Annotated in this window: 21 protein-coding genes; 19 read left to right on the top strand and 2 right to left on the bottom strand. The window is 41.3% G+C overall.

Going from position 1 to position 19,999, the window contains the following annotated elements:
- Positions 1-14 precede the first annotated feature (14 nt).
- From C6W21_RS12445 to C6W21_RS12490, 10 genes are all read left to right on the top strand, one after another.
- Positions 15-674: a sugar transferase gene (locus C6W21_RS12445; protein ID WP_034281119.1), complete on the top strand. Its 660-nt coding sequence runs from the start codon at positions 15-17 to the stop codon at positions 672-674.
- An 18-nt stretch (positions 675-692) separates the two neighbouring features.
- Positions 693-2,144: a teichuronic acid biosynthesis protein TuaB gene (tuaB, locus tag C6W21_RS12450; RefSeq protein ID WP_106050624.1), complete on the top strand. Its 1,452-nt coding sequence runs from the start codon at positions 693-695 to the stop codon at positions 2,142-2,144.
- Positions 2,141-3,325: a teichuronic acid biosynthesis protein TuaC gene (tuaC, locus tag C6W21_RS12455; RefSeq protein ID WP_106050625.1), complete on the top strand. Its 1,185-nt coding sequence runs from the start codon at positions 2,141-2,143 to the stop codon at positions 3,323-3,325. The genes tuaB and tuaC overlap by 4 nt, the downstream gene beginning before the upstream one ends.
- 79 nt (positions 3,326-3,404) lie before the next feature.
- Positions 3,405-4,742: a UDP-glucose 6-dehydrogenase TuaD gene (gene tuaD / locus C6W21_RS12460; RefSeq protein WP_106050626.1), complete on the top strand. Its 1,338-nt coding sequence runs from the start codon at positions 3,405-3,407 to the stop codon at positions 4,740-4,742.
- A gap of 14 nt (positions 4,743-4,756) precedes the next feature.
- Positions 4,757-5,686, top strand: a complete 930-nt coding sequence (locus C6W21_RS12465) for an NAD-dependent epimerase/dehydratase family protein (RefSeq protein ID WP_106050627.1) — start codon at positions 4,757-4,759, stop codon at positions 5,684-5,686.
- 39 nt (positions 5,687-5,725) lie between these two features.
- On the top strand, positions 5,726-7,183 hold the full coding sequence (gene tuaE / locus C6W21_RS12470) for a teichuronic acid biosynthesis protein TuaE (RefSeq protein ID WP_106050628.1): 1,458 nt from the start codon (positions 5,726-5,728) through the stop codon (positions 7,181-7,183).
- Positions 7,184-7,255: 72 nt separating this feature from the next.
- Complete coding sequence (gene tuaF, locus C6W21_RS12475) at positions 7,256-7,933, top strand: teichuronic acid biosynthesis protein TuaF (protein ID WP_106050629.1); 678 nt, start codon at positions 7,256-7,258, stop codon at positions 7,931-7,933.
- Between the two features lie 24 nt (positions 7,934-7,957).
- Entirely contained in the window at positions 7,958-8,713 is a 756-nt protein-coding gene (gene tuaG / locus C6W21_RS12480) for a teichuronic acid biosynthesis protein TuaG (RefSeq protein ID WP_106050630.1), read from the top strand.
- A gap of 25 nt (positions 8,714-8,738) precedes the next feature.
- Positions 8,739-9,929: a teichuronic acid biosynthesis protein TuaH gene (gene tuaH, locus C6W21_RS12485; protein WP_411266035.1), complete on the top strand. Its 1,191-nt coding sequence runs from the start codon at positions 8,739-8,741 to the stop codon at positions 9,927-9,929.
- Between the two features lie 134 nt (positions 9,930-10,063).
- Positions 10,064-11,131, top strand: coding sequence for a glycosyltransferase family 4 protein (locus tag C6W21_RS12490; protein ID WP_106050632.1), 1,068 nt, complete (start codon positions 10,064-10,066; stop codon positions 11,129-11,131).
- Between the two features lie 41 nt (positions 11,132-11,172).
- Here the strand turns inward: C6W21_RS12490 and C6W21_RS12495 are convergent, their stop codons facing one another.
- Complete coding sequence (locus tag C6W21_RS12495) at positions 11,173-12,258, bottom strand: LCP family protein (protein WP_106050633.1); 1,086 nt, start codon at positions 12,256-12,258, stop codon at positions 11,173-11,175.
- Positions 12,243-12,911: a YigZ family protein gene (locus C6W21_RS12500; RefSeq protein WP_012011434.1), complete on the bottom strand. Its 669-nt coding sequence runs from the start codon at positions 12,909-12,911 to the stop codon at positions 12,243-12,245. The genes C6W21_RS12495 and C6W21_RS12500 overlap by 16 nt, the downstream gene beginning before the upstream one ends.
- Positions 12,912-13,132: 221 nt before the next feature.
- Between C6W21_RS12500 and degS the strand changes: the two genes are divergently transcribed.
- The 9 genes from degS (at position 13,133) to C6W21_RS12545 (ending at position 19,985) form a co-directional block, all read left to right on the top strand.
- On the top strand, positions 13,133-14,308 hold the full coding sequence (degS, locus tag C6W21_RS12505; protein ID WP_106050634.1) for a two-component sensor histidine kinase DegS: 1,176 nt from the start codon (positions 13,133-13,135) through the stop codon (positions 14,306-14,308).
- Positions 14,309-14,372: 64 nt separating this feature from the next.
- A complete protein-coding gene (gene degU, locus C6W21_RS12510) occupies positions 14,373-15,062 on the top strand; it encodes a two-component system response regulator DegU (RefSeq protein ID WP_008348273.1) in 690 nt (229 codons plus the stop codon).
- Positions 15,063-15,279: 217 nt separating this feature from the next.
- Positions 15,280-16,122, top strand: coding sequence for a DegV family protein (locus C6W21_RS12515; protein WP_106050635.1), 843 nt, complete (start codon positions 15,280-15,282; stop codon positions 16,120-16,122).
- Between the two features lie 119 nt (positions 16,123-16,241).
- Positions 16,242-17,621: an ATP-dependent helicase ComFA gene (locus C6W21_RS12520; RefSeq protein WP_142392855.1), complete on the top strand. Its 1,380-nt coding sequence runs from the start codon at positions 16,242-16,244 to the stop codon at positions 17,619-17,621.
- A gap of 67 nt (positions 17,622-17,688) precedes the next feature.
- Positions 17,689-17,982 carry a late competence protein ComFB gene (gene comFB / locus C6W21_RS12525; protein ID WP_060597398.1) on the top strand — a complete coding sequence of 98 codons (294 nt, stop codon included), beginning with the start codon at positions 17,689-17,691 and terminating at the stop codon, positions 17,980-17,982.
- On the top strand, positions 17,979-18,665 hold the full coding sequence (locus tag C6W21_RS19045) for a ComF family protein (RefSeq protein ID WP_189318189.1): 687 nt from the start codon (positions 17,979-17,981) through the stop codon (positions 18,663-18,665). Before comFB ends, C6W21_RS19045 begins: the two co-directional genes overlap by 4 nt.
- Before the next feature lie 56 nt (positions 18,666-18,721).
- Positions 18,722-19,141, top strand: a complete 420-nt coding sequence (locus tag C6W21_RS12535) for a TIGR03826 family flagellar region protein (protein ID WP_106050636.1) — start codon at positions 18,722-18,724, stop codon at positions 19,139-19,141.
- A 79-nt stretch (positions 19,142-19,220) separates the two neighbouring features.
- A complete protein-coding gene (gene flgM, locus C6W21_RS12540) occupies positions 19,221-19,484 on the top strand; it encodes a flagellar biosynthesis anti-sigma factor FlgM (protein WP_003213252.1) in 264 nt (87 codons plus the stop codon).
- Positions 19,485-19,502: 18 nt separating this feature from the next.
- Positions 19,503-19,985, top strand: coding sequence for a flagellar protein FlgN (locus C6W21_RS12545; protein WP_106050637.1), 483 nt, complete (start codon positions 19,503-19,505; stop codon positions 19,983-19,985).
- Positions 19,986-19,999 lie beyond the last annotated feature (14 nt).

Below are 19,999 nucleotides of genomic sequence, written 5' to 3' on the forward strand. Positions count from 1 at the left end.
TGAGGTGCAGGTCAGTGAGTGCAGAGAAAGCGATGAATCTTTATAGAGAATATGAAGTGAGACGAAACCACTCTTTTGCCTTAACAGAACATATGGTTCGTTATTTATTTGCAAAACGTTTCATAGATTTAATGTTCTCGTTCATCGGATTAATGTTGAGTACGCCAATCATTTTGCTGTTTGCTCTTTTGATTAAGCTGGAAACGCCGGGACCAGCCTTTTATATGCAGGAGAGGGTCGGAAAAGACGGTGTTTACTTCAAATTATGGAAGCTCAGATCGATGAGAACCGACGCTGAAAGCGGAGGAGCGAAATGGGCACAAAAAAATGATCCGCGTATCACCAAAGTGGGAGCCTTCATTCGTAAAACAAGAATCGATGAACTCCCGCAATTTATCAACGTGTTAAAAGGAGAAATGAGTATCGTAGGTCCGCGGCCGGAAAGACCGATGTTTACCGCAGAATTTAATCGGACGATTCCAGGTTTTACGAAAAGATTAGCGGTCAAGCCTGGACTGACAGGTCTTGCTCAAGTAAATGGAGGATATGAAATGAGTCCGAGTGAAAAATTAACACACGACTTACAGTATATTCAAAACTTGACATTTTCTCTCGACACGAAGATTATGGTAAAAACGTTAAAAGTCATCATGACGGGTGACGGAGCCAGATAAGTAAAGTAGGGAAGAGAAATGGCAAGTATGAAAAAACGCATGCTAGGCGGGGCAAAATGGACAAGCTTGTCCGCATTCATCATTACGATCATCCAAATCGCACAGTTCGCTTTTTTAGGGAACGTGATGTCACTGAAGGAGTTTGGACTCGTTGGCATGATCACAACTGTCACAATATTTACGCAGATTTTACTTGATCTAGGAATTGGGGCAGCGATCATCCAAAAGGAACAAACAACAGAACGTCAATTATCTACATTATATTGGATCAACTTACTCACTGGAATTATCTTATTCTGTTTACTCATTCTAGTAAGCCCGATAATTGCCGCCTTTTATAACCGGCCAGAGCTGGAGGGTTTGCTCAAACTATTATCGATCATGTTTCTGATTGCGCCAATTGGCCAGCAATACCAATACATGATGCAAAAGAACTTAGCCTTTAAAACATTAAGTACCATTGAAGCCATTGCAACCATGATATCGCTGTTTGTTTTACTCGCTTTGGCCTTCTTCATCAATCCGATTGTTGCCTATGTCATTTCTCAAGTGCTGCTGCAATCAGGAAAAGGGCTTATGTATGCCGCGGCTTATTGGAAGAAGTGGCGCCCAGCACCTGTTTTTGCATTAGGGGAAGTGAAAGAATTTTTCTCATTCGGTGCATTCCAGCTCGCATCCAGACTGGTCAATCGAGCAGGATCGAACATTGACATGATTTTAATCGGCCGGTTTCTTGGAGCGGAGGCGTTAGGTATTTACAGCTTGGCGTATCAAATTGTGACGATTCCTGTGCTGAAAATTAATCCGATTGTGACGAGAGTGGCTTTCCCTGTTTTCGCAAAAAGTCAGCGTGATCACTCCGTGCTGCGCGAGGGCTTCCTCAGTATGACGAATATGCTCGCCTTGATTAGTTTTCCGTTATTAATCGGCCTTGCTGCCGTATCAGATAGCTTTATAGAAGTAGTGTTTGGAGAGAAATGGCTCGTAGCCGTTCCGGTTCTTAATATATTGTGCATTGTCGGCCTTCTGCGTGTACTGATGAATCCAAACGGGTCAATACTTCTTGCCAAAGGGAGAGCGGATTTAGCCTTTTATTGGGATACGGGGATGCTCATCGTGTATGGATGCGCCTTATATGCAGGTGTCAGCACAGGCAGTCTGCTCACAGTAGCTTGGATCTACTCAGGTGTCAGCCTGCTCAACTTTATTGTCGGCAGGTGGCTCATGGCATATGTCATTCAGCTTGATATGAAGGTGTATTTAAGATCACTAGGAAAGCCTGCTGTCATGACGCTGTTGATGGCCGTCTGTGCGGTTTTCTTGCATCAAGGCATGAAGCTGACGTCAGCGGATATTTTACTTCAATTAGGATTGACGATTTGTGTCAGTGCTGCATTGTATGGCTTGCTGCTTATCAAAATGTATCCGCAGGTGGCAGGTAAATTATTGAGAAGAGGTCGTTCGTCATGAAGGTGCTATGGCTGACAAGTGTATATCCTAGTGAAAAACATCCAAGTGAAGGCGTATTCCATGAAACGCAAGTGCAGGAGCTGCTCAAACAAGGAATACAAGTGACTGTCATTTGTCCCAATCCAGTAAATTTACCGGTTTTGCGGATGTTGAAGGCGGCCTATCGGCAGAAAAAAGATCTACCCGAACAGGAAGTAAGAAACGGAGTGACAGTATACAGGCCGCCCTATACAGCGCTCCCTGGACAGCTGAAATGGGCACAGCCGAGTAAGCGAATAGCTTATTCTGTTCTCAGCGTCATGCAGCGTTATCAGCTGTCACCAGATTTTCTCCATGCGCACTTTGCGATGCCGTCTGGCGGAGCGGCGGCTGTGATTCAGAAAGAAACGCAAATTCCTTATCTTTTGACCTTACATGGCAGTGATGTGAACGTGTATCCGGGCTATAGCAAAGGGGCACATGCAGCCTTTGAAACGGCGGTGAAACAGGCATCTGCTGTTCTGACGGTGAGCGAGGAGCTTGCTAAAAAGACAAATGACATGACAAAGGTGGAAGCGCAATGTCTCCCGCTTGGTATTCCGCTCCAGTCATTTTCTAAAACGGAAGAAGATCAACAAGGCATCAGGAAGCAGTTAGGTTTACCGCTTCACGACAAGCTTGTTGTCTTCGTCGGGCGATTAGTGAAGGAGAAGGGCTTGCTCGAATTAGCTGATGCTGTCAGCGGAATGGATGGTGTGAAAGCAGTCTTTGTTGGAAAAGGCCCCCTTGCAAAGGAATTGGAAGAACGGGCTGGAGCCTCCATTCTACTCCCAGGACAGGTGCCGAATGAGCAGGTGAAAGACTACTTAATGGCAGCCGATCTGTTTACACTTCCTTCCTATAGTGAAGGAATGCCAACCGTCGTCCTAGAGGCACTTGCTTTAAAAGTACCTGTCATTGCGACACGAGTCGGTGGTCTCCCATCTTTATTTTCTACCTATCAACACCTGCTCATTGAACCACGTTCGACAAGTCAGCTGAAAGAGGCCATTCACGCCTACCTTTATGAAAACAGGTGGAGTGACCAAGTAAAGAACGATCTTCATCAAATCGTTCATACAGAATATTCATCAGCAAATAATGCGAAGCATCTCATACACCTATATGAAAAGGTGCTTAATCAATCAATATCCATCGTTTAAACAAGATGAAATGTGCAAAGAATGATAGATAGAAAAACAGCTTGGAACTGACAATATGCTTTTATTGAGAGGATGAAAAATGTTGAAGAAAATTGCTGTGATTGGAACAGGGTATGTCGGGTTAGTATCGGGTACTTGTTTTGCTGATATCGGAAATCGTGTCATCTGCTGTGACATCGATGAATCAAAAATCAACAGCTTAAAAAGTGGTGTCGTTCCCATTTATGAACCGGGTTTAAAGGAATTGATTGAAAAGAATACGGAAGAAGGAAGATTGTTTTTTACGACCAATATTCCTGCCGCTATTAGGGAATCAGAGATTATCTATATTGCTGTAGGGACACCGATGACAGCACAGGGGGAAGCAGATTTAACGTTCGTGAAAGCTGTCGCTCAAACAATTGGTGAACATCTAAATGGCTATAAAATCATCGTCAATAAAAGCACGGTGCCCGTTGGAACAGGCCGGCTCGTTCAAGCCATTGTCGAAAAAGCATCGTGCAGTAAATATCCTTTTGATGTCGTATCCAATCCAGAGTTCCTTAGAGAAGGCTCTGCTATCCAAGACACGATGAATATGGAGCGGGCAGTAATAGGCTCGACAAGCACCCATGCGTCAACCATCATCAAAAGATTGCATGATCCGTTTCAAACAGAGATTGTAGAGACCAACTTAGAAAGTGCTGAAATGATTAAGTATGCTGCAAATGCCATGCTCGCCACAAAAATCTCATTCATCAATGACATTGCAAATATTTGCGAGCGGGTGGGCGCTGATGTTGAAAAAGTCAGCGAAGGAGTTGGATTAGACAGCCGCATCGGGCATAAATTTTTAAAAGCGGGCATTGGATTTGGGGGTTCTTGTTTCCCGAAAGACACGATGGCTCTTCTCAAAATTGCCGAAACAGCTGGCTACCGGTTCAAGCTGATCGAGTCCGTGATTGAAACGAACAATCACCAAAGAGCCCACCTTGTCAGCAAACTGATGAGTGTATTCGGTAATATTAGAGGAAAAACCATCTCTGTCTTAGGTCTCGCATTCAAACCGAATACGAATGATATGCGTTCTGCGCCTGCATTAGACATTATCCCCATGCTGAGAGAGCTGGGTGCTTTTGTGAAGGCCTATGATCCGATTGCTTATGTAGAAGCAGAACGAGAGCTTGGCCCGCAGGCTGTCTTCAGTAATGACCTGTATGAAACAGTAAAAGATACGGATGCTTGTCTCATCCTAACAGAATGGGATGACGTACAGAAGATGGATAAAGATCAGATCAAGCAGCTGCTTCGTTCACCGATTGTAATTGATGGAAGGAATTTGTTTGATCCAGCAGAAATGAAAGAGAGAGGATTTATTTACCAGTCTATCGGCCGCCCAGGCGTATGGGAAGCAGAATTGGTATCAAAGGCACAATAACAGGGGGAGCTTGGATGAAGAAAGTATTGGTTACTGGGGGAAGCGGATTTATTGGATCACACACGGTAGAGGCTTTACTAGAAAAAGGCTACGAGCCCATCGTTCTTGATAACTTTTCAACTGGATCTCGGGAAAATATTGCCCATCTTTCCGTTCAATGCATTGAGGCAGATGTCACAAAATCAGAAACGGTCGATTTGATCAAACAAATGAGACCGGATTATATCATTCACCTTGCAGCACAGGTGAGTGTAGCCGTTTCCGTTCAGAATTTCGTTTATGACGAAGAGGTCAATATAAAAGGGTCACTGCACGTTATAAAAGCAGCGGCTGAAGCAGGAGTGGAGAAAGTGGTATTTGCCTCATCAGCAGCTGTCTATGGAGATCCAGTGTATCTGCCAGTGGACACTGCTCACCGGCTAAAGCCTGGTTCGCCTTATGGCTTATCGAAACTCACAGTAGAGCGATACTTAGAAATGGCAAAATCACTGTATGATGTAGACTATTGTATTCTTCGGTACAGCAATGTTTATGGTCCGCGCCAAGACGCACTTGGCGAAGGCGGGGTTGTCTCTATTTTCTCTGATAAGTTTGCAAAGGATGAGGCTCCTTACATTTTTGGAGACGGAGAACAAACAAGAGATTTTATCTATGTGGGTGATCTTGCAGCAGCGAATGTTGCGGCTTTAACAGCTCAATCAAACGTTTGTTTAAATATCTCGTGTGGTGATTCGCTCACTGTGAATGAGCTGTTTCAAACAATGAAACGGGTGACGAAGTCCCACCTTGAACCAATTTACAAGCCGCAACGTGCAGGAGATATTGTGCATAGTACATTGGCAAATGAGGAAACGAAACAAGTCTTAGCATGGGAGCCTGTTGTGAGTTTACAGGAAGGTTTGGCTCGTACCATTTCCTACTATGAACAGGAAGTCAAGGCTTAATCCCTCAAATCGGATGGGTTGCTTAGGAGGAAAATGGGTATGAGTGTGAAACAAACAGCATGGCAAATCATGATTGGATGTATTGTGTTTGCAGCAGGGATCGGGCTTGTACAAATGGCAACCGCCCAGCCTGCCGGATTAAAGAAGATGGTGGCTGTTCCGGTTATACTTCTGATTCTGTCGGCTGGTCTTGTGTTGATGAAGCTGTACTTGAATGGTGAGCAAATCTTCATGTCAGCCATCTATCTTTTGATTACATTGACCTTTCTCAACAACGCTTTCTTTTCTATAAGTGCCGGATTCTTTAGTCTTTTTCTCTACCGTATTATGCTCATCGCCGCCTTTGCTTTATTCATATGGCGGATGAGAGATAAGGGGACGTACATATCGCAGTGGCAGCAGATTCGTGTCAAAGGAATTCTTGGTTTTTTCGCTGCATGGTTTCTTTACGGGCTCATCTCACTGCTTTGGGCTCATTCGGTCACAGACGGCCTGAAATATATGTCCTTGCTTGCAATGGGGATGGGGTTTGTCTTTCTTGTCGTCATGTTCATTCAGCGAATGGATCAACTGGTGACCTTTTATAGCATTTGGCTGGTCATGACTGTGTTTGTGATGGGGATTGGGTTCTATAATCACTTTACATTGAACCATTTACCGAATACCTCATTGTATCTAGGACCAGCGTATAAACAGCACTATCCTACATCTGTCTTTTTCAATCAAAATGACTTTGCGACGTTTTTATCGATTAGTTTCTTCTTATATCTAGCGTGCATGCGTCAAATGAAAAACGGTTATATCAAAGCGTTTGGATTATTAGGTGCCATCGCCGCACTGTATCTCATTTTGTTAACCGAATCCCGAGCCAGTCTGCTTGGCATATTTGCAGGAGTGGCGATCTATGTGTGGCTGCTGCTGCCGCGCTTCCTCAAAAAGTGGTCAATCATTGCAGCAGGCGGACTTGTTGTGATCTGTATCGCTGTCTTTTCAGCCAAGATTTATTCGGTCTTTTATGACTTGTTTCTCGCTTCTCAGGTCGCGCATTCTTTTAGTGAACCACTCCCGTCTAACATTGCGAGAGCGAATTTGATCAAAAATGCTTGGCACTTCTTTACGAATTCATACGGATTCGGGGTTGGAGCGGGGAATGTGTCTTACTACTTAGCTCACTTTTCGATCTTTGATACAGACCAGGTCGTAGAAGTGCACAATTGGCTGCTGGAATTGATGACGAACTTTGGGTTTGCAGTCATGCTGGGCTATCTCTCAGTATACGCCTATCTCATGTTCACACTGTACAAACAATACCAATGGGCTGACACAAGATCGGCAAAAATGATCATTGAAGGGTTGTTTGCAGCCATGCTGAGCTTTCTCGTTTCAAGTATCAGTCCTAGCTCCGTCTCGAATTTATATTTCCACTGGGTATTTTTAGGACTGGTGATCGCAGCGGTGAATATGTTGAAAAACAAACAACGACTCAAGCTGTGGTAAACCGTGTGTGATGCTTTGTTTGTATGGCTACACTAGTGAAAGAGCAAATACGTCAATGTTGGGAGAATGAACATGTCTGGTTTCATATCTAGAATAGGGAAGCGAATCAAAAAGTACATCGTATGGCTCATACTGCTGCCTGTCGTATTAGGTGCCTTTGGTTTCTTTTTTGCTAAAGGAACTACGCAGCAGTCTAGTTACACAGCCGCTGTTACTCTCACTCTTGGTAAATATGATGATGGGGTGTATAACAATATGGCAGAAGTGACATCTCTATTAAAAAGCGATGCATTTCTAAACGAAGCACTCAGTGATGTCAAAGAAGAAGAAAGGCAGGATGTGAAAACCCGTCTCCTCCTTACCAATCAATCGGATACACAATTACAGCTGTCTTTCACAGATGCCGATAAGGATCGCGCTTTGGCTGTCGTGAAGCAGGTGTCGGATACATTTCTTAAGCAAGACAAAGCATTATTTACAAAAAGGCAGCAGGTCATCGAAAGTAGATTAGCTGCTCTTGAAGATGAATCTGTCAGCAATGATTCCAAAGTCGATAAAGAACGATTCTTATATGAATTGGAGTCGACAAAGCTTGGAATGAAGCAGGCAAAGATTGTCGATCCTGCCCAAGTACTTGATGAGGGTAATAAAGGCATGTCAGCCAAAAAACGTGCACTGCTTGGGCTTGTCATTGGCTTTAGCATCTCGCTCATGTTTGTGGTCTTACCCGAAGTGTTCAAAGAATCTTAATGATGAACTGGAGATGAGTCTTAGGTGAACAATCAACCGTTAGTATCCATCATTACACCGGCGTATAATGCGGAACGTTATTTAACGGATACAGTTCATTCCGTCCTTGCCCAAACCTATTCCAATTGGGAGCTGATCATTGCAGATGATTGTTCTACAGATGGAACTAGAAAGCTATTAGGGGATTTAAGTCAAACGGACGACAGAATCAACGTCATTTATTTAGAGGAAAATGGGGGAGCCGCCATTGCTAGAAACGCAGCCATCAAAAAGGCAAAAGGGCGATTTATCGCTTTTTTAGACAGCGATGATAAGTGGAAAGAGACGAAGCTCGAAAAACAGGTAGACTTCATGCTGACAAATGATTATGCCTTTACGTTTACGGCATATGACATCATTGCAGAAAATGGAGAACCGTTAGAAAAAACCGTCACTGCGCCAGCGAGATTGGACTATAATGAAGCCTTGAAAAATACCATTATCGGCTGTTTAACGGTCATGCTTGATCTTCAGAAGGTAGGACATGTGGAAATGCCAAACATCCGCACGAGACAGGATTTAGCTACATGGCTGTCTATATTAAAAAGAGGATTTACAGCCTATGGTATGAGCGAACCGCTTAGTGAATATCGCCTCGTTGGAAACTCCATCTCTAGTAACAAGTGGAAAGCGGCGAAAAAAACGTGGTTTGTCTACAGAGAAATTGAGCAGCTTCATTTTGTCAAAGCGTCTTGGTGTTTTATGCACTATGCGACAAATGCTGTGAAGAAGCGCTTATAAACAGAAGGGAAAAAAGGTGATAAAGGTGAAAGCAGACTCGATCATACATGTTGTCGTAGCGACGGGAGAATGGGGACAGGACGGACTGAGGTACAGACGGCATCGGCTGGCCGAATTTCTAGCATCTGATCCGGAAACGAAAGAGGTCATCTGGGTATGCCCGTCAGCATCTCGTCATACAGCTCCCTTTCAGCCCATAACAGATCGAATGAAGCAATTGACCATTCCTGATGTGCTCAAGAGCAAATTATTTCGCTTTGGCCGATATCAAGACATGTTCTATATTCATAAATTGTCCCCTCTTCTTGAGCATTTGCGGCAGGAGGAAAAGAAGGGGATCGCCGTTTGTTTATGGTATACGTTTCCGGGCTTTCCGCTCTTATCTTCCTTATTTGAATGGAAACACATTGTCTATGATTGCAGTGACCTGTGGGGAGAGCCGATAAGCGGCAAACACAACATTCTTTCTTATATGAGGCAGCGTGTCATTGTCAAAGCAGAAAATCGAATCATTAAATACGCACACAGCATTACATGCTCTTCTCAATATTTACACGATCAAATCAAAAAACGTCTTATGGGTGAACCGAAAGATGTGTTTACGGTGGAAAATGGAGTCGAGTACGATGTGTTTGCGAAAAGCCATCTTCCGTGTAAAGAAGATGTGCTGGAAGGTAGAGAAGGAACTGTGCTTGGTTTTATCGGAGGAATTAAGCCAAAGCTCGATTTTGACATGATGGCTGAAGCTGCTCGTATGCGGCCTGATTGGATATTTTTATTTGTCGGTCCGGATGGAACGAATGGAGATCCATCTTTTCAGCATGCACTCAAACTGCCGAATGTGATTTGGACAGGTGCTGTTGCACCAGAAGAAGTGCCTGCTTATATGAAGCTGATTGATGTAGGCATGATGCCATACAAACAATCCCCTTACAATCAAGCGGTGTTCCCTCTCAAGCTTTATGAATTTTTAGCAGCCGGAATACCGGTTGTCGGTTTAAATCTCCCGTCAACGGAAAGGCTAAAAGAGAATGATGTGTATGAATATTTAGAGGGCGAAGATCCTGCGCTCTTCGTAGAAGCCTGCCTGAAAATGATCAGCAAAAAAGACGACATGACCTATAGACATCTAAGGCAAAGCCGTGCGAAGAAAAAAGATTGGCACGCGCTGTTCACAAACATGGTGGAGCTAACGAATATTAAAGAAAACGCATAATTCATTTGGGATTGTGCGTTTTTATTTGTTTCTTCCTCACAGGGGGAGCTTGTGATCATCCTCTATTCAATTGTATAATGGAAAGAGCGGCCAATATACAAAATACAGATTTCAATTTAGAAGGAGACTGACCTATGGATTACGAACGCGCCTTATTAGCGTTTTTTGTCTCTCTGGCTACAGTTTTAATTGTGACACCAATCGTCAAAAAGTTTGCAATTAAGATTGGTGCAGTGGACCAGCCGAATAAACGAAAAGTTCATGATAAAGTAATGCCTCGAATGGGTGGTTTGGCAATTTTTATTGGGGTAGTGGCTGGAGCATTAGCAGGCGGGCTGTTTCTACATAATAAAATTACAGCAATTTCAGTTGGTGCCGTACTCATCGTCATTCTAGGTATATTTGATGATAAATATAATTTAAGTGCAAGATTTAAATTTCTCGTACAAGTCCTTGTAGCTTGTTTGATTGTGAGCACGGGCTTAAAAATGGACTTTTTCTCTGTTCCTTTTTTAACAGATCGAATTGAGTTAGGCTGGATGGCATATCCCCTCACCGTGCTATGGATTGTCGGCATCACAAATGCCATTAATTTAATTGACGGCCTTGATGGACTAGCTGCCGGTATTTCTGTCATCGGTTTATCAACGATTGCAGTGATGGCTTTTTCTGCTGATAAGATTCTAATTCTTTCTTTATCTCTTGTCGTCATTGGCAGTACGATCGGCTTTCTCTTTTACAACTTTCATCCGGCGAAGATTTTTATGGGGGATACCGGTTCGCTATTTTTAGGGTATATGATCTCGGTGCTGTCACTTTTAGGATTATACAAAAGTGTCACTTTGTTTAGTGTTGTTGTTCCTGTGATCATTCTAGGTGTTCCTATATTTGATACGACCTTTGCAATCATTAGACGCATATTAAACAAACAGCCAATTTCAGCACCGGACAAATCTCATATTCATCATAGACTAATGGCCTTTGGCTTATCCCATCGCATGGCTGTCATCGTGATTTACATGATTGGCTTAGTCTTTAGCTTAAGTGCGATTTTGCTGACAAGCGCCACCATTTGGTTATCGCTCATCATTATCTTTTTACTGGTGATGTTTATGCAAGTGATTGCGGAAGTCACGGGTTTGGTCAACGAAGAGTTTAAACCATTTACGAAATTCTATAAACGAATGGTCAAAAGACAATAAAAAACAGCCCGTTCCTAGGAACTGGGCTGTTTTTATTATTGTCATGGTGTGCTGGTCGAAGGATTAGTTGTATCACTTGACCCTGTTTCACCAGAGGATGGATTGGTTTGTGAATCTGTTTCAGTCGAAGATTCAGCAGGAAGCTTTAAATGCGTCCGTAATTCATTTTGTACGTTAGCTAGATTGGTTTGATCTGGCTCAAAGTAATACGTTCGATTTGGTCCTAAATAAAGATCTGATCCTTTAATAGAAAGTGTTTCTGTGTCGTTTCCTTTAAATCCGCTGTAGATTTGCTGAAGCGCAAGACCTTCTGTGATACGGAAGTTGGTCGTAATGTGATCACTTACTTCTTTAGCGATATTATCGACGTTCGCAATGTTATTTGGCTTCGACATTTGATCAATCATTGCGCGTAAAATTTGTTTCTGACGATCATTACGTCCGAAATCACCGCGTGGATCTTGTTTTCTCATCCGAGCGTAAGCAAGTGCTTCTTCCCCGTTTAAATGCATATTGCCTTTTTTGAAATAAATCTTTTTCGATTTTTTCACATCACTTTTTTCATTGAAGTCAAATGGAACATCGATATCAATTCCGCCGACTTCATCAATAACATCCTTGAATCCGTCAAAATCAACGGTTGCATATTTATCAATCGGAATATGCAAGAATTGTTCGACAGTTTCAATCGTCTCGTCTTTTCCACCTTTAGCAAATGCTGCATTGATCTTTTCTTTATTTCCTGTCGTGTCACTTGCAAGCTGTACGCGTGTGTCACGAGGGATACTAACCATTTTCATCGTTTTGTCTTGAGGGTTAATCGTTGCGACAATGAGTGAATCTGAACGGCCATGATCACCATCTGTGGCATAATCCTCAATTCCGACAAATAGTACAGAGAAAGGTTTCTTCTTAATATCAATGACCGCATCACGAAGCTTCGATTTCTCTCCGCGGTCTAGTTCATCATATGTTTTGTCAGCAGCTTGAAGTGTATTGACTATTTTATAGACTGCAAATCCGCCCATGCAGATGAGAAGAAGCAAAAATAAGACCAGAATACGTTTGAAAATTTTTTTCTTCTTACTCTTTTTCTTTCGTACACGCACTTTTACTCGTTGTGCCATTCATCTGTCTCCTTTATCGGACCAATGTCCTTTTCTAAATAAATCAGTTCGCCTTCTTTTGTAACACTCTTTCCATTTGTCAGCTCAGTCATCCATTCAATGAACTGTTCTGTTTGTGTTTCTTCTACATACGTCTCAAAAATAACATCTTCTGCATAATGAATTTCTTTTAGCTGAAAAGATGAGGCTCTAAGCTCATTCTCTACCTTTCCAAGCCATGTATAATCTATTGTTGTGTGCATCGTACGCATTAAACAGCGCTCTACCATACCAACATGGTTGATGGCTTCTGATACAGATTTTCCGTAGGCACGAATCAATCCACCGGCGCCTAGCTTAATACCGCCGAAATAACGAGTGACCACTACGACTGTATCTTTCAGTTTCCGTTTTTTTAACACTTCAAGCATTGGCACACCTGCTGTACCGCTTGGTTCACCATCATCGTTCGCTTTTTGAATCAGGTCATGTTCTCCAATGAGATAGGCAGAACAATTATGTGTGGCATTCCAATGTTGTTTTTTAATGGATTGTATAAATGCTTGTGCTTCTTCTTCTGAGACAGCACGCTGTATATGACAAATAAAACGTGATTTTTCAATGACGATCTCATGCTCGCCACGACTTTTTACTGTAAGATAGCGATTCAGCAAAAGACTTACCCTCCTGACAAGCAAATTGTAAGACTAGAGAAAATTTGCATTGGTTTTAGAATTTTACAGCGTATTTTGTTATGATGATAGGAGCGGAAAAAGGGTCGTCATAAAAACTTCATGATTTATACGCATTCTTTCATTATAATTCGACATAAAATGCAGATCAATGACATTTATAATAAAAAAAGATGACATCACTGTTACGGGAGGGAAAAGCCATGACAACACCTAAAATGGATCCGAAATTATTGGATTCAATCATCATGAAAATGCTAAGTACAGTTGATGGCAGCAAGGACGAAGTATTTAGGATAGGCGAACAGTCCCGTCAACAATATGAAAGCCTAGTAGAAGAGCTGAAGCAAATCAAGCAGCAAGTAAACGAAGTGATTGATTTTGGGGATAAACTAGAAGTCCATACGAGACATGCTAGAAATCGCTTATCTGAGGTCAGCAGAAACTTCAACAAATTTAGCGAAGAAGAAATACGGGAGGCCTACGAAAAAGCACATAATCTGCAAGTGGAACTCACCATGATCCAGCAGCGCGAAAAGCAGCTGAGAGAAAGAAGAGACGATCTGGAAAGACGATTGTTAAGCCTGCAAGATGTCATTGAACGCTCTGAAACGCTTGTGAGTCAGATCACAGTTGTTCTCAACTATCTCAATCAGGACTTACGCCAAGTTGGCGTGTTACTTGAAGATGCTCAGGCAAAACAAGATTTTGGACTTAGAATTATTGAAGCCCAAGAAGAGGAACGCAAAAGGGTATCCCGGGAAATTCATGACGGTCCGGCCCAGATGCTGGCAAACGTGATGATGCGTTCCGAATTAATTGAACGGATTTTCAGAGACCGTGGGACAGAAGAAGGCTTTAAAGAAATTAGAAGTCTCAGACAGAATGTGCGAAATGCTCTGTACGAAGTGAGAAGAATCATTTATGATTTAAGACCAATGGCGTTAGATGATTTGGGTCTCATTCCGACGCTAAGAAAATATTTAAACACAATCGAAGAGTATGATGGAAAAACCAAGATTACGTTCCAATGCCTAGGGGATACAGAAAACGAAAGAATTGCTTCTCAATTTGAAGTGGCACTGTTTAGACTAGCCCAAGAAGCTGTCACAAATTCACTAAAACATTCCGAAGCAGAAGAAATCTCTGTAAAAGTAGAAGTGACGAAAGACTTTGTCACGTTAATTATCAAAGACGATGGAAAAGGCTTTGATATGAAAGATGTGAAAACAAACAAAAACAAATCCTTCGGTTTACTTGGCATGAAAGAACGCGTAGACTTACTGGAAGGTAAAATGACCATAGACTCAAAAATAGGTCTAGGGACATTCGTCATGATTCGCGTGCCGCTAACATTGCAAAATAAAATTGTAAAATAGAGACAAAAGACATATTGACCATAAAGTTCAGGTGTAGAACAATAAACATGGGGAGGCGTAGCTTGTGACTAAAGTAAATATTGTAATTATTGATGATCACCAATTATTCCGTGAAGGTGTCAAACGGATTTTAGATTTTGAACCTACTTTTGAAGTAGTTGCAGAAGGAGACGACGGTGACGAAGCTGCACGTATCGTAGAACACTATCATCCGGATGTTGTCATTATGGACATTAATATGCCGAATGTAAATGGTGTAGAGGCTACAAAGCAGCTAGTTGAGCTTTATCCCGAATCAAAAGTCATTATTCTATCTATTCATGACGATGAAAACTATGTGACACATGCATTGAAAACAGGGGCAAGAGGCTACCTGTTAAAAGAAATGGATGCAGACACGCTCATTGAAGCAGTGAAAGTCGTAGCTGACGGAGGATCTTATTTACATCCGAAAGTTACTCATAACTTAGTAAATGAATTCCGACGCCTAGCGACTAGTGGCGTTTCAGCACATCCGCAGCACGAGGTATATCCTGAAATTCGCAGACCACTTCATATCTTAACGAGACGTGAGTGCGAAGTTCTTCAAATGTTAGCTGACGGAAAGAGCAATAGAGGAATTGGTGAATCGCTCTTTATTAGTGAGAAAACAGTTAAAAACCACGTGAGTAACATTTTACAAAAAATGAATGTAAACGACCGTACACAAGCTGTTGTTGTAGCAATTAAAAACGGCTGGGTAGAAATGAGATAATGTTCCGGACAAGTACTCCTTTTTCGCCTGTTTTTGGTTCTCTCACATGTTAATTGGAGAGAAATGATAGGCAGAGAAGGAGTCTTTTTCGGATATAGCGGGCTTGCCTATTGATTAGGCAGGCTTTTTTGATTACTATTATAAATCTAATGGATAACAATGATTATTCTTTGAAAATAAAAAAGAGCAACTTAGCGAATAAGGAAGGTATTTAAGAATGAAAATAGCCGTTGTAACAGACAGTACTGCTTATATACCACAAGAGCTGCGTAATAAACATCATATTCATATGATCCCTCTTAATGTCATCTTTGGCAGCGAATCATATCGTGAAGAAATAGAAATGGATTGGAAGACATATTATGAAGAAGTCAAAAAGCATAAAGATCTTCCAACCACCTCTCAGCCTGCTTTCGGTGAACTAATAGAATTATATGAAAAACTAAGTGAAACATACGATGCCGTGATTAGTATTCACCTTTCAAGCGGAATTAGTGGAACATATAATAGTGCAGCCTCAGCGAATGATCTAGTTGACGGGATTGATATTTATCCGTTTGATACAGAAACTAGCTGTATGGCGCAAGGTTTTTATGCGATAGAAGCTGCTGAAAAAATCCAAGGTGGTGCTTCTCCAGAAGAAGTGTTAGCCCATCTCAATTACCTGAAAGAGAATCAGAGAGCTTATTTTATGGTAGACGATTTAACTCATTTACAAAGAGGCGGCAGATTAAATGGTGCTCAGGCTTTTATTGGGAGCCTCTTAAAGGTAAAGCCTATACTGCATTTTGACAACAAGCTAATTGTCCCTTTTGAGAAGATTCGCACACGGAAAAAAGCCATTTCACGTATTTTTGAATTATTTGACGAAGATGCATCACGTGGTGTCCCGATGAGAGCAACACTGATACATGGTAATAGAGAAGAAGAAGCAGACGACTTAATGGCGCACTTATCAGAAAAGTATCCTCATGTTGAATTTTATAAAAGCTATTTTGGTGCCGTAATCGCCACTCATCTAGGCGAAGGCTCTATAGCTCTTGGCTGGGTGATTAGATAAATCCTAAAAACCTCTTTTCTCTTGGAAAAGGGGTTTTGTTTTTCTTTTTTAGCTGTTGGACGAAAGGTCATGTCTTTGTGCATAATAGGCAAATATCAGTTGAAAGGTGTTTGTTGAAATTGAACATGGACAAAGCAATGGAACTAAGGCAGCAACTGCAGTCACGCCACCTGCTTACCACTGAAACAAGATGCTCACAGTCCGATTTGGATTGGTTGGAGGGGAAAGGGTTAGTCATCCGAACACCTGCTATTGAGAGGAATGCAAATGGTCTTACTTGCTGTAGATGTGGTGTATCAAAAAAGCGGTACTTTGCCCACTCTCCGTGTGACTTGTGTCAAAAAGATTGTGTGTACTGTAGATCATGCATCATGATGGGGAAAACAACGGAATGTGGCTTTCTTTATGAATGGACGGGTCCGCAAATGGAAGAAACATGTCATAAGGAATTAACATGGCAGGGAAACCTGTCTAAAGGACAAAAAAGAGCGTCAGAAAAATTGATCGAAGCAATAAAAAACAAATCTGATCTACTCATCTGGGCAGTTTGCGGGGCAGGGAAAACAGAGGTGCTCTTTCACGGAATTGAATATGCCTTACATCAAGGAATGAGCGTCTGCATTGCGACACCTAGAACTGATGTTGTCCTTGAACTAGAGCCGCGGCTTAAAAAAGCATTTCAAGGACTGAAAATAGCTGTTCTTTATGGAGGAAGTCCTCAAAGGTTCCAAATAGCACCGCTAGTAATCGCTACAACTCACCAGTTGATGAGATACAAACATGCATTTGATGTGCTCATTATAGATGAAGTCGACGCCTTTCCTTATTCAATCGATGAACGTCTCCAATTTGCTGTTTTAAAGGCAATGAGAAAGAAAGGGGTTAGGGTTTATTTAAGTGCGACGCCGTCTAAGAAAATGAAAAGAGATGTATCTCGTGGACAATTAGAAGCCATAAAAATTCCTCTGCGTTTTCACCAACAACCTTTACCGGCCCCATCCTTTCAATGGATTGGACATTGGAAGAAGAAATTAAAAAAGAATCAGCTCCCAGCTAAAGTAATGAATTGGATACAGAAACATATTACAAAGAAGAGAAGGGTTTTACTTTTTGTTCCTTCTATTACTACTATGAAGAAGGTAACGAAGGTTCTTAGAGAACACCGCTTAAATATAGAAGGGGTGTCTGCTGATGATCCAGACAGGAAACAAAAGGTCCAGCAATTCAGAGATTACAAATACGATGTACTAGTTACAACCACAATTCTAGAAAGAGGCGTAACCATTCCAAATGTTCAAGTGGGGGTACTAGGTGCGGAATCTACTATCTTTACAGAAAGTGCACTTGTTCAGATCTCTGGTAGAGCAGGTAGACATCCCGATTTTTTTAAAGGAGATGTTTTCTTTTTTCATTTTGGTTTAACGAGAAGTATGAAACAAGCAAAGAAGCATATCGTAAAAATGAATGATACAGCTGCAAAAGAGTTTTCTGAAAAATAATGTGGGCTCAACTAAATTTCATGGTACATTTATATTCACAATACACAAATAGCAGGAGAGACAAAATATGCTACTCAATGCAAAAGAAATACTTCTCAAGGAAATCCTCTATCAATATCTCAACCAATTAAACATGATTTGTCACTGTGAAAAGTGTATAGAAGATGTATTAGCGATTTCACTGAATCAAGTGAAGCCCCAGTATATAACAGATATCGATAAAATATCTTACAGTAAATCTGAGATGGTGGACAAACAGAAGAATACGGCCATGCTGGTCATTCTGACAGAAGCTGCTTCAAAGGTCACCACATTTCCAAGATGCGAAAATCGTCTGCCGATAAATAAGGATAACAATTGATCTGCCTCATTTGTGAGGGGCATTTTGTCACTGCTTTTACATGGAAATCATTACTTCTATTAAATGATGATCGTCTATGTATAGCATGTAAGCATCACCTAGAAAAGATTCAACGCCCGATTTGTCCAGCCTGCGGGAGAGCACAGTCGAACGATCAATTATGTCAAGACTGTTCCAGGTGGAAAGAACGCCCTGATTCTACTACAGTACTTGTGAAAAATAGGTCTGTTTATGCTTACAATGATTTGATGAAAGATGTCCTTTCCCGCTTTAAATTTCGAGGTGATACAGCTTTAGCTGAGCTTTTTAAACAAGATGCCCAAGCAGTATTTAAGCGCTCCTTTTCAATTAAAGAACCTGTGCTGATCCCGATTCCTTTAAGTAAAGAAAGGCTAAGGGAAAGAGGGTTTAATCAGTCTGTTATACTTGCTTCCTTGATTGGTCAGCCGATCCTGCAGCCGCTTGTGAAAATACATCAACGCAAGCAATCCAAGAAAAAGAAAAATGAACGTTTAGATCAAAAAGGAATGTTTCAAATCAAGCAGCCAGATGCGATCGTTCAAAGGGATGTTATCTTAATTGACGACATTTATACAACGGGGGCCACCATTTATGATGCGGCAAGAATTTTAAAAGAAGCAGGTGCCAAAAGTGTTTCCTCTTTTACGTTGATCCGTAGTTAAAATTCAGGATAATTAACCGATAATAAGAAGAGAAAATAACGTAAGGGGTTTTGGTTATGAATCAATTGGCAAACTGTCCACAATGTAATCAGCTGTTTTTAAAAACCACCATCCAAACGGTTTGTAACAAATGCTTCGAAGAAGAAGAACGTTCTTTTGATATCGTTTATAAATTCTTGCGAAAGCAAAGTAATAGACAATCAACCATTGCTGAAATAGTAGATGCAACAGAAGTTGATGAAGAATTAATCTTGAAATTTATCCGTTTGAAAAGACTTCAAATTAGCCAATTTCCGAATATCAACTATCCTTGTGAAAGATGTGGCCAACCGATCAGAAAAAACAAGCTGTGCAGCCAATGTGAACAGGATATTCATTCGCAAATGAGTCAAATGAATCAAGAAGAAGAGCGTAAAAGGGAGATTGAAACTAGGAAAAAAGACACCTATTATGCCATTAATCCTAAAAACGATTGATTCCCTAAACTAAGTTGCAGTTTGGTCGATAAAATGGATAGAATCAAGACAGACTGTAACGGAAAGCGAGAGGAATCCCGTGAAAATTAATCGATATGGAACACAACCAGTAAATCCTTACAAGAAAACATATGAGAAACAAACGTTGCAATCAAATCAAGCAAAATCAACTGATAAAGTCGAAATTTCTAAAAAGGCAATCGAAATGCAAAAGGTGCCGAATATCATGAAAGAACGCCAAGATAAAATAGACCAAATTAAAAAAAGCATTGAAGCCGGAACATATCAAGTAGATACAAAAGGCATTGCTGATAAAATGCTGAATTTTTATAAACAACAATAACAAAAGGGAGTAGCGTGAATGTCAGTTAAAATAATCATTGAAGAGCTGCATCGTCTCTATGGATTGCATGAACAGCTTTTGAAGCTGTCGAAGGATAAAACAGAAATGCTGAAAAGCAATGAGATTGATGCTCTTTCAGAGGTTCTCAATTTAGAGCAAAAATATATTCAGGCCATTTCCCAATTAGAAGAAAAACGAATTGAAGCGACAGTTCAATTTTTACAAAGTGATGAACCGCCAACCATCACCGCGTGTATCGAAAAGGCTGAAGGTTCGGATCAAGAAGAGCTCATTTTGTTATATGACAAATTAAATGACATCATGGTGGAACTGAAAGATGTTAATGAACTGAACAAACAGCTCATTCAGCAGTCGCTTCAATTTATTTCACTGACATTCGATCTCGTTAACCCTAATAAAGAAAATATGAATTACGGACAAAATGGTCTTGAGAGTTCAAAGCCTAAACAGCAGAGGGCTTTGTTTGATTCAAAGGCGTAAACAAGGAGGATACC

Source organism: Bacillus sp. NMCN1, assembly GCF_002998085.1.
Classification (GTDB): domain Bacteria; phylum Bacillota; class Bacilli; order Bacillales; family Bacillaceae; genus Bacillus.

Coding starts and splice junctions, on each gene's coding strand:
- tuaB (WP_106050624.1), top strand. CDS start 693: ATGGCAAGTATGAAAAAACGCATGCTAGGCGGGGCAAAATGGACAAGC.
- tuaC (WP_106050625.1), top strand. CDS start 2,141: ATGAAGGTGCTATGGCTGACAAGTGTATATCCTAGTGAAAAACATCCA.
- tuaD (WP_106050626.1), top strand. CDS start 3,405: ATGTTGAAGAAAATTGCTGTGATTGGAACAGGGTATGTCGGGTTAGTA.
- C6W21_RS12465 (WP_106050627.1), top strand. CDS start 4,757: ATGAAGAAAGTATTGGTTACTGGGGGAAGCGGATTTATTGGATCACAC.
- tuaE (WP_106050628.1), top strand. CDS start 5,726: ATGAGTGTGAAACAAACAGCATGGCAAATCATGATTGGATGTATTGTG.
- tuaF (WP_106050629.1), top strand. CDS start 7,256: ATGTCTGGTTTCATATCTAGAATAGGGAAGCGAATCAAAAAGTACATC.
- C6W21_RS12490 (WP_106050632.1), top strand. CDS start 10,064: ATGGATTACGAACGCGCCTTATTAGCGTTTTTTGTCTCTCTGGCTACA.
- C6W21_RS12495 (WP_106050633.1), bottom strand. CDS start 12,258: ATGGCACAACGAGTAAAAGTGCGTGTACGAAAGAAAAAGAGTAAGAAG.
- degS (WP_106050634.1), top strand. CDS start 13,133: ATGACAACACCTAAAATGGATCCGAAATTATTGGATTCAATCATCATG.
- C6W21_RS12515 (WP_106050635.1), top strand. CDS start 15,280: ATGAAAATAGCCGTTGTAACAGACAGTACTGCTTATATACCACAAGAG.
- comFB (WP_060597398.1), top strand. CDS start 17,689: ATGCTACTCAATGCAAAAGAAATACTTCTCAAGGAAATCCTCTATCAA.
- C6W21_RS12535 (WP_106050636.1), top strand. CDS start 18,722: ATGAATCAATTGGCAAACTGTCCACAATGTAATCAGCTGTTTTTAAAA.
- C6W21_RS12545 (WP_106050637.1), top strand. CDS start 19,503: ATGTCAGTTAAAATAATCATTGAAGAGCTGCATCGTCTCTATGGATTG.